We start from the raw sequence: 9,761 nt of genomic DNA, 5'->3' as shown, positions 1-9,761 counted from the left end.
TTTTGCCAATAGTGATAGGTGGAATAACTCACTCCTATCTGTCGTAGGTACGACTTCAATGACAGGCCGCTTTGTTGCACCTGCATTTCTAATTCTTCAAATTCAGTTCTGTTCATTGCAATTCGGTTTGATTGTTATGCGGGGCAAAATTACAATCAAACTATAGGGCATGCAATGTGTATTTCTTAGAATGCTTACTGTTCATTGCTATTCGGTTTGATTGTTATGCGGGGGCAAAATTACAATCAAACCATAGGGCATGCAATGTGTATTTCTTAGAATGCTTACTACAATACAGGGATAGATAACTTATATAAAAACGGCCGGAAATCCTCCCGGACTCCGACCGCAATAACTATTCAATAAATATTCTATTACTAACTCAATATTATTTTACAACAGGCGTAACATTTTCTACCATACTTTTATCCATATTTGCCCACAAATTATCGTTTTGCTCTTGAGTAAGATATAATGTTAACTCTATAGATTCGTAATTCTCCTTCTGACCTTCACAAGAGATCCACGTTAATTTAGGATTGTTGGTAATGTCAAGCTCTTTTAAGCAACAATTTCCACAATTCAGATCGGTTAATTCCGGATTGTTGCTCAAATCTAAAGTCGTAATTAGAGTACTTCGGCACCACAACATTTCAAGTAAAGGATTTTTGCTCACATCTAACTTCGTTATTGATATATCAGCACATTGTACCCAATTAAGTAATGGATTATTACTCAAATTCAATTCTGATATTTCAGTTCCATCACAATACAAGAATGTTAACGATTTGTTATTACTTAAATCCAATTGTGTTATCGGAGTATTATAACAAGTCAATCTGCTTAATGCCGGGTTATTCTTTAAATCGATAGAAGTTATACCTGTTTCAGGAAACAAAAAAGATTCCAATTTTGTATGTTTACTAACATCTACACTAGTTATATTATGACATTCTATCAAATTTAAATGATTCAGTTCTATATTGTTACTAATATCCAGCGAAGTAATCGGGTTATATTTACCTCCATATTCTCCACCAACATCTAAACTTTGCAATTTAAGATTCCGGCTAAGATCTAAGTTAGTGATATTATTTCCGCCACAATTTAATACAAGCAATTCCGGATTATAAGTTACATTCAACTCAGATAAGCCTGCTTCATAGCAAACTAAACCGGTCAATTTGGAATTTGCAGATACATCTAATTTTTCTAATTGGTTATTCCAACATTCCAACGTTTCTAAATTAGGAAACATAGAAACATCCAATGATGTCAATCCCATATTTGCGACATTCAAATAAGTAAGGTTTGTGAAATATTCTATGCCATCTATGCTTTCTATACCCTCTGCATAATTAAGATCCATGCTAGTTACTTGATTAATCTGCTCTATATTATCCCATACATTTACATATCCGTTTTCATCTTTATTGACAAAGTTTACACCTCTATATTCTTCCAGATAGTTAATCAACGGCAAGTTTGTTATCAATGTTTCAGGAGCATCTTTTTTAAAAATCAAGCCGTCATCTTTAGTCTGCATCACCTTAAACCAATAACGCATCCCCGGCTGGAAACCTTCAGGGATTTGTTGAGTAGAAATCCGAACTTCCAAATCACCGTTAATAGACACATAGATAGAATCACTCGAAGGAAATGCTTTTCCAGTAGGAATAAACAACATATAGAAATCTTCCGTTTGTCCCGGTGCCACAGTCTAATCGTTAAAACTTAAACTTACACTTGCAGAATTCTCTACCGCTTTATAAGTATTGTCTTTCAAATTAAAGCGCAAAGTATCATTCATGCAATTAGTTCCTGTTTCCACTCTGACACTCGAAATTTCTTGATCCACTCCGGTAATATTAGTATAAGAGACACGAACCATGGCACACAAATGCTTAAACTCCAAGCGGGTATTTGCCCCTTCCATTTGAGCCGTTGCATACATGAGCATATTCCTTGTCATAAACTCTCTCTGATCCCAATAAGAATTATCGTACATGAAAGTTCCTCCATAAATATCTGGAAGCACAAGGGTCAAAATACTATCATTAAGCATATTCCTTTCTTGTACAGGATAAATAGCAGTTACATTCGTACCTTCTACTATTCCATCTTCACTTATAAAGGTTGCTTCAGTACTAGGGCTCATATCATCATAATTCGATATAGTAAAAAGACTTGAAACTATAGGATTTTCTCTATCATACAGCGTAAATCTATCATCCCTGTTCCATATAAACACTTCCTGACTTTCGTCTTCATTGCCCAACTCCACTTGCGCACGGCTTTGCAGAGTATCATAACCTCCCATTGTAGCACGCAATATGGTCTGCCCTTCTACATTTGCCGATTGACCGGATTCTACAATCTCTTCATTTTGGCAAGCCCCCATTGCGAATGCCAACGGAAGAGCAGCCAGCCATAACTTGTTTCTATATTGTGTTTTCATAATTCCTATACCTTATTATATTAATATACGCCTCCATTACCGAAATTACTTCCGCTTCCTCCGGACGAATGTACCAAGCCATCGGCAAGGATTACATTAGAATTAAAAGAAGAATATTGCCAATCAGCTTCCCAAAGTGCCTGCTGATCCTCATTTATAGTCAATATTAATTGCTGAGCAAAACCATTTTCCGTATGCTGGTTTCCACAAGCAAGACTCTGCAATAATACATTACTTGACACATTTAATCGAGCTAAACAGTTGTATTCACAACCCAAATATTGCAAGTTTTTACATTGCTCCACATCCAGCTGCATCAATTGATTAGCACCACAATACAAATCTGTTAGTTTCGTATTAAATGAAACATTAAGTTCCGTCAATTTATTCCCCGCGATTCCTATCCTACAAAGTAATATATTCTTACTTACATCTATTTTTACAAGTTGATTATACCCCAACTCTAAATATGCAAGCATTGTATTGTTTGTAATATCAATTGTTGTTAATTGATTATTTATACAACATAAATCATTGAGAGCTGTATTTGCACTTACATCTAAATCTTTCAATTGATTATCACCACAATCTATTGACAGCAATGTCGACGTAGCAGGCAATATTAACTCCGTCAGCCAATTTTCCGTACAAGATAAAGTCTGCAATTTCATATTCGCAGATAAATCCAATACACCATTTTCATAGCTACGGCTTTGCGATGATTGACTAAAGCAATTATCACAATACAATTCTGTTAGCTCAGAGAAAACTGATACATCCAATGAAGCCAATGAATTACCCGAACAATCCAAATATTTTAAGTCTGTAAAAAACTCTAAACCGTCAAGGCTGGTAATCTGTTTATCAGATATATCAAGATATGTTGTATTCTGAATCAGCTCAGGAGTGACTTCCACATCACCGTCCTCGTTCAGAATATAAGTACCCAAAGCATTCGTAAGGGCTTCTACCAAAGCCAGATTATCATTTTTTTTAATCGTTTCCGCTTCATACGAAGTTAACGTTATCTGATAATAAGTTACTGAATTATCCGATCCGACATACGTAAACTTCAATGTAACAGAACCTTCGAGAGCAGACGCACATTCCAAAATATCACCATTTCGTGTGAAACTCCACGAAGATGGTTCTCCCCCTTCAGAATTCACGACATCGCATGTCCATTCTCCTTCATTATCATAGTTCTGTACTCTGATTGTAAATGATTTTCCTTTAGAAACGGCTTGTTTTCCATTAGCTATACCAGTTGCCCAATTGCCGTCTCCTTCTGAATAAAAAAAGATCAAAGCCGTACCGTATTTCGGAATAGAAATTCCTTGCGTATTTCCCCATTGGTCTTGGCTAAACTGGAAATAATAATACTCACCATAATCATAAATCGCTTCCAGAATACTTCCATCCCAATTCAACGTCACATTCATCTGCGTCCAAGTCTTTCCTCCATCTACAGATAAGTAAGATGCATACTGATTATAATCAAGCCCTAATTCCGAACCCAACTTAATTATCGGAGTAACGCCTGTATACGAACTTCCGTCTTGTCCGTCCTCGCCATCCTCTCCGTCTTCACCGTCTTTTCCGCTGGCACATACCGGATTGCCATCGGCATCTTCCATAAGCTCGCCGTTCACCGTCCAATACCAGCGTCCGTCTTCGCCTTCGGTCACACCGATAACGGGCATCTCTCCGTCCTCGCCGTCCTTGCCGTTATAGATAGTCACCTCGCCTTGGCGATAGAAATTGATGGTATAACCGATAACCTCATCCCCTTCTTTCAGTTCCTCCACCGAAGTGATGTAATCGTTTCCGTTTACGATTGCCTGCAGGGCGGCAATGTTCTCGTTCACCGTCTTTTGCCATTCTTCCAGTGCGGCGATGCGCTCTTCCTGATCATTGATGGCATCCCATACTTCTGCATCATCGTACTCACATCCGCCCAAGCAGAGCGACACGATGCACATCGTTGCATAAATAAACCTTTTCATAATCGTTCGAATTTAGTTTAACTTTACCTATATTTATATTCTTTTTGCAAATTAAGGAATTTTTCTCAAACCGATTTGTCACCTAAAACAGTGATTTTACAGGGAAATGTTCATTATATGAACACTGCATTTTGTCCAGTTTGCCTGTAGGGGCGTATCGCATACGCCCTCCCTGGAAACGTCCTCGTGGATTAGTGGACGCATTCGGGCGTATGCAATACGCCCCTACATGAGCTGGATATTCATTTTAGAGCCTCTGCAAACGAACATAAGTGAATCAGCCGACTCACTTATGTGAAACGCCTGAGTTACTTATGTTAAACAGGCAACTCACTTATGTTCGTCAAAACACATGCTTGAAGCATGAAAAACGATGCAGGCAAGAAAAAAAATCCAACCACCCGGCATGAGGTTTCAAATAAATTACTATTTTTGCCTTCGGTTAACTATTATAAACACGTATGCGCACGTATTGCCTGCATCTTATCCTGCTGATTTCCGCTTTCGTGATACCTTTATCCGAAAGCAAAGGAAAAGAATTGCCTACCGATACCCTTCTGGCGCATCTCTATGACCAGGCAGTCTCGCTTATGGGAGAAGGCGAATACGACTCGGCTCAGGCTTGTTTCGACAAGGCTTTTGCTACGGAAGGCGTAACCGGCTCGCCCCTTTATCCGGTTCTGCTCAACGAGCAAGCCACCTTGCTCTTCTATAAAGGTGAACTCGCCCGCTCGCTGGAGATGAAGAAAAGCGTATTGCCCTACTTGCCCGAAGTGAAGGACTTGGAAAAACACGTCAGCGTGTACAACGACCTGGGTGTGCTTTATCACCGGTTCAACCGGCAAGATTCTTCCCTTTATTTCTATAACAAGGCACTGGATGCCGCCCGGCAATACGGAGACAAGAGCTGGATAGGAAACCTCAACCTGAACCTGGCAGTATTCTACTTTAACCTGCGGAACTATGAAGACGCGGAAAGGCACATCGACGATGCGTTGAAGTATGTGCTCCAAACCGACGACCTTCCCACCACATTCGCTGCTTGGCAAGTGCGGTCCGCCATCAAGGCGCAAATCGGGAAGACAGAAGAAGCGGGGGCTTCCATCCAACAAGCGTGGCAAATCGCATGCGGTCCCGAAGGCAATGCGGAATGGAAAGTGCGCTGCATCCCCGGCATGTACCGGTACTTCCAGCGCAAAGGGATGACCGACTCTATCCGTTATTACATCGGCATAGGGAACAAACTTTTGGGAAAGCTCCCGCCCCATAACATTTCCGCCGTGGGATTCATCCAGACACGAGGCTTGGCGAACTACGAACAAAAGCGGTATGCCGAAGCCCTGAAAGACTTTATCTACCTGAATACCCATCCGACGGGAAGCGAAAAGAAATCGCTTTTCGAAAAAATGGCGGTCTGCTATCATCATTTGGGAAATCCGCAAAAAGCCTTCGCCTATATGGACAGCGCACGGATGTGGGCAGACTCGCTCGCCAAGCAAGAAGTCACCTCGCAAATGGCGGAAGTGAAGGTGAAATACGAGACACAAGAGAAAGAACTGGAAATCACCCGGCTCCGCGAGAAAGTCTTGAAGCAAGAAGCCGACTCGCTGAAGATAGCTCTCGCCCTGATAGCCGGACTGGCATGTCTGGTTATCATCCTGCTCCAGCAACGCCACAAGCGGAGGAACGCCGAACGGGAACTGCTCCGGATGAGGCAAGAAAAAGAACTGGAATCGGCACGAAGCTACATCGAAGGATTGGAAGAAGAATGCAGGCATTTCGCCAAAGAGCTTCACGACGGTACCGCCAACGACCTGCTTGCCCTCGAAATGAAAGCCCGCACGGAAAAACAGGCGTCAATGGCTGAGGCTATCAAACAGGTAAGGGAAAACGTAAGAACCATCTCGCACGAACTGATGCCGCCCGAATTCGAAAGCCTCAGCCTGAATGAGATATTGAGCCAATATGCCCGAAGCCTCACGGAAAACACGGGTGTCCGCGTCAGCTATAACGAAAGCTCATCTTCGCCAACGCCACCCGACGCGTTGCCCCAAAGGACCGCCCGCGAAGTGTACCGCATCGTGCAGGAAATCACCATGAACGTCATCAAGCATACCGACGCTTCAAGCATCGGCATCCGCCTCAGCCGCCATACAGACGGAAATATCCTCTTACAGATTACAGATAACGGACATCCCATATACCCGAACCGTCCCCAAACGGAAGAAAAAGGCATCGGACTACGCACCATAAGCGACCGTGCCAAAGCCATCCGGGCTACAATCGAAAAACAGACCGACGAAAAAGAGAACCGCTTTATAATGACTTTCAAAATCGAATCCAATGAACGAGAATTTGTATAACATCCTTATGATAGATGATCATCCCATCGTGACCGACGGCTTGGAAAAGTTACTTAGTACGCATATCCAAGCACATTGCATGAAAGCCAACGACTTGAACACGTTAAAGCAAGTCCTTACGGGAACGGATTTCAACCTGTGCATCACCGATTTGGAATTTCCGGGCACAGACGGTTTCAACCTCATCCGAATGATACACGAACATCTGCCGCAATGCCCCATTCTGGTATATACTATGCATGAGGAGCCTTGGATAGCTACCAAGCTATACGAATCGGACATCCGCAATTTCATTAGCGGAGCTGTATCCAAACACGCTGACCTTAATGAAATTCCCATGGCAGTAAATGCCATACGGAACGGTCAGGAATACTTCAGCCAGTCATTCAGTCTATTGTACGGTAAACGGAGCAGAACCGAGAACAGGTCACCTTACCGTACCTTGTCTGACCGGGAAAAAGAAGTGTTGACATACCTCATGCAAGGGCTGAGTACGCGAGAAATAGCCCGGCGCATGTATCTCAGCATAAACACGATACAAACCTACCGCAAACGCCTGCTTGAGAAAATGAATGCGAAAAATGTAGCCGAATTGGTCAGCAAATGCAAAGGATTATTTTGATGGAAACCAAAACTTTTATTGGCATCAAGCTTATGCAGGTTGTGCATACTGGAGGAAAACTCACCGTAGTTTACACCTCGGCTTACACATAATTATTAACAATTGTATTACTTATCTCATATAAATATAAGTGGTCCTATATTGGATAGGTCTCTATATTTCTGTTTATATCAGTATTCCCGTTTTGAGAATATCTGCATAGAGAGGATTGTTTGTATCTTCTGTAAGTAGAACTGGCTCTATAAGATTGCTTATCTTACGTTTCAGTTTCCACAATAAAGGAGTATCTTCAAAATAATCATCACTCATTCGTTCTACCACAACGGCAATGTCAATGTCGCTGTCCTCTGTGTGGTTGCTTTTGCTGTATGAGCCATAAAGGTAAAGATCCTTTAAGGGCAAATATAGCTAATTCTTTTTAGAAACAATCATTTGATGTTGAAAAACCTTTTTATTTCGGACTCCCAATAAAGCAATAAAAAAGAGAGCTACATCGCTGTAACTCTCTGACTCTTTGTGGTGCCAACGGGAATCGAACCAGTGACACAAGGATTTTCAGTCCTTTGCTCTTCTTCGGCATCCGAAAGCTCGCTGACGCTCACTTTTGGATGCAACCAACTGAGCTATGGCACTTTATGAATCAGTAGAGTTGCAAGAATCACTCGTAATCTTATTATCTACTCACTTGGTTTAAACATGGGTTTAAACGACTTGTAATTGTTAATAAATATGTTTGTTATCTCGGTGTAAAGTTAGCAAATTCAGTTGAACTATGCAAGTAATAATAAGAGAATCAGTCATATAGGTGCAATTTATTCAGATGTTTCTAAATACTTGAAAAGCCACTATATTCTAATTGCTGAAATATAGAATAAAACGGCTTAATATATCTAATAGCTATTCTAAAAAGCCATGTCAATACGTTCCTTGTAATTTATTAAAGCTGTTGATATATCTAATGGGCAAGTTATAATACGTTCTATTTCTTTTTGCAACCTTTTAAAATCTATTTCATTTGTTCCTCTTAAAACGGATTTCTGAAATGCTGGCTCATTTTTAATTGCCTCATATTGGAACTGGATATTAAGACTTTCTTTTAGTTCGTTTCGTTCTTTGAGCGTTAAGTTAAATAAAATCATATATGCACTTTCAATATCTCTAATAAAAGTAAACATAGATGATGTTGTTGATATGATTGGATTTTCACCTGCTTTCTGCTCGACATTTAATATATTTAATTCTGCTATTTTTAGATTGATTCCTTTTTCGTTAGGGAGTTGCAACCACAGTTGATAAGATGTATAATATCCATAATCATTCCAATTTGAATCTGATAATAACAATTTGTAGCCTGCAAATTTATCATGTACTTTACTTTTATGTACGATAGTCCATAATTTGGATTTTATTAAATCATTCATATAGCTTCTTTATATAAGTATTCCTGTTTTAAGAATGTCGGCATAGAGAGGATTATTTGTATCCTCTGTAAGTAGAACTGGCTCTATAAGATTGCTTATCTTACGTTTCAGTTTCCACAATAAAGGAGTATCTTCAAAATAATCATCACTCATTCGTTCCACCACGACAGCAATGTCAATGTCGCTGTCCTCTGTATGGTTGCCTTTGCTGTATGAGCCATAAAGGTAAAGAGCCTTTAAGGGCAACCGTTCTGCGACTACTGCCTTATAGCGTTGTGCCAATTTTATAGCTTGCTCTTTATCCATGTTCTTAATTTATCTGTTTGTTCAATCAAATCTTTGCAACGGTCAGCGGTCAGACTTTTCATCAACCGTTCCTTATATGAGGGGTAACGTGCTTCTATGTTCAATGGTTCAAGCTCGTCTATGAAGTCCGTTTGTTCTTCTGACATATCCTTATCCAAACCGCTTTTCTCAGCAAGTCTTGATAAGCTATGTATCTTCAAAGGTGGTTCTTCCAACACATTGCTCCAATATGCTTTGAGAATCTTCTCTATTGTTTGGTGACACATGAAAGCAACATAAAGGTAACGCTTGGTTTCAAGCATTGCCTTTGCTGTGTCAAAATCATAATCTGACATCTCAATCCAATATATCACCTTGTCATTCATTGAGCTTTTAATGTTGTATCAAGTGCAAATATATAGAATTTCTGTGAGAAACAATCATTTGATATTGAAAAACAGAGCAAATAAAGTTGTTAAGTCTATAATGGCAGAGTCAACCAGCGAGTGCAACATTACGAAATATTTTTGAAAAAGACCTCAGCCGGAGTCGAGAAATTGAGTTTTTCTCTCGGTCTGGCATTAATTTTCTTCCTGATCTTGGTTA

9 protein-coding genes and 1 tRNA gene are annotated in these 9,761 nt (G+C 40.2%); 2 read left to right on the top strand and 8 right to left on the bottom strand.

What is annotated here, in order from left to right:
- Window positions 1-388 precede the first annotated feature (388 nt).
- The 3 genes from B5F25_RS19840 to B5F25_RS19830 are packed head-to-tail and all read right to left on the bottom strand — an operon-like array spanning window position 389 to window position 4,464.
- On the bottom strand, window positions 389-1,717 hold the full coding sequence (locus B5F25_RS19840) for a hypothetical protein (RefSeq protein WP_140406995.1): 1,329 nt from the start codon (window positions 1,715-1,717) through the stop codon (window positions 389-391).
- 3 nt (window positions 1,718-1,720) lie between these two features.
- The gene (locus B5F25_RS19835; protein WP_087251603.1) at window positions 1,721-2,458 is read right to left on the bottom strand and encodes a fimbrillin family protein; all 738 of its coding nucleotides are present in this window, start codon (window positions 2,456-2,458) and stop codon (window positions 1,721-1,723) included.
- Between the two features lie 20 nt (window positions 2,459-2,478).
- Entirely contained in the window at window positions 2,479-4,464 is a 1,986-nt protein-coding gene (locus B5F25_RS19830; RefSeq protein ID WP_087251602.1) for a PL29 family lyase N-terminal domain-containing protein, read from the bottom strand.
- A 461-nt stretch (window positions 4,465-4,925) separates the two neighbouring features.
- Between B5F25_RS19830 and B5F25_RS19825 the strand changes: the two genes are divergently transcribed.
- Both B5F25_RS19825 and B5F25_RS19820 read left to right on the top strand, forming a co-directional pair.
- Window positions 4,926-6,827: an ATP-binding protein gene (locus B5F25_RS19825; RefSeq protein ID WP_087251601.1), complete on the top strand. Its 1,902-nt coding sequence runs from the start codon at window positions 4,926-4,928 to the stop codon at window positions 6,825-6,827.
- Entirely contained in the window at window positions 6,808-7,449 is a 642-nt protein-coding gene (locus B5F25_RS19820) for a response regulator transcription factor (RefSeq protein WP_087251600.1), read from the top strand. Before B5F25_RS19825 ends, B5F25_RS19820 begins: the two co-directional genes overlap by 20 nt.
- A 165-nt stretch (window positions 7,450-7,614) precedes the next feature.
- Here the strand turns inward: B5F25_RS19820 and B5F25_RS19815 are convergent, their stop codons facing one another.
- From B5F25_RS19815 to B5F25_RS19800, 5 genes are all read right to left on the bottom strand, one after another.
- On the bottom strand, window positions 7,615-7,851 hold the full coding sequence (locus B5F25_RS19815) for a nucleotidyltransferase domain-containing protein (RefSeq protein ID WP_087251599.1): 237 nt from the start codon (window positions 7,849-7,851) through the stop codon (window positions 7,615-7,617).
- Between the two features lie 115 nt (window positions 7,852-7,966).
- Window positions 7,967-8,081, bottom strand: a tRNA-Phe gene (locus tag B5F25_RS22030).
- Window positions 8,082-8,351: 270 nt separating this feature from the next.
- The gene (locus B5F25_RS19810; RefSeq protein ID WP_087251598.1) at window positions 8,352-8,870 is read right to left on the bottom strand and encodes a hypothetical protein; all 519 of its coding nucleotides are present in this window, start codon (window positions 8,868-8,870) and stop codon (window positions 8,352-8,354) included.
- A gap of 9 nt (window positions 8,871-8,879) precedes the next feature.
- Complete coding sequence (locus B5F25_RS19805; RefSeq protein ID WP_087251597.1) at window positions 8,880-9,176, bottom strand: nucleotidyltransferase domain-containing protein; 297 nt, start codon at window positions 9,174-9,176, stop codon at window positions 8,880-8,882.
- Window positions 9,155-9,541: a HEPN domain-containing protein gene (locus B5F25_RS19800; protein WP_087251596.1), complete on the bottom strand. Its 387-nt coding sequence runs from the start codon at window positions 9,539-9,541 to the stop codon at window positions 9,155-9,157. Before B5F25_RS19800 ends, B5F25_RS19805 begins: the two co-directional genes overlap by 22 nt.
- Window positions 9,542-9,761 lie beyond the last annotated feature (220 nt).

The sequence above is a fragment of the Bacteroides sp. An19 genome (assembly GCF_002160215.1).
Lineage (GTDB): Bacteria > Bacteroidota > Bacteroidia > Bacteroidales > Bacteroidaceae > Phocaeicola > Phocaeicola intestinalis.
This window is presented reverse-complemented; position numbering and strand designations above follow the sequence as displayed.

Excerpts from the sequence above, each read along its gene's own strand:
- B5F25_RS19810 (WP_087251598.1), bottom strand. The coding sequence starts at position 8,870 with ATGAATGATTTAATAAAATCCAAATTATGGACTATCGTACATAAAAGT.
- B5F25_RS19820 (WP_087251600.1), top strand. The coding sequence starts at position 6,808 with ATGAACGAGAATTTGTATAACATCCTTATGATAGATGATCATCCCATC.
- B5F25_RS19830 (WP_087251602.1), bottom strand. The coding sequence starts at position 4,464 with ATGAAAAGGTTTATTTATGCAACGATGTGCATCGTGTCGCTCTGCTTG.
- B5F25_RS19805 (WP_087251597.1), bottom strand. The coding sequence starts at position 9,176 with ATGGATAAAGAGCAAGCTATAAAATTGGCACAACGCTATAAGGCAGTA.
- B5F25_RS19800 (WP_087251596.1), bottom strand. The coding sequence starts at position 9,541 with ATGAATGACAAGGTGATATATTGGATTGAGATGTCAGATTATGATTTT.
- B5F25_RS19825 (WP_087251601.1), top strand. The coding sequence starts at position 4,926 with ATGCGCACGTATTGCCTGCATCTTATCCTGCTGATTTCCGCTTTCGTG.
- B5F25_RS19835 (WP_087251603.1), bottom strand. The coding sequence starts at position 2,458 with ATGAAAACACAATATAGAAACAAGTTATGGCTGGCTGCTCTTCCGTTG.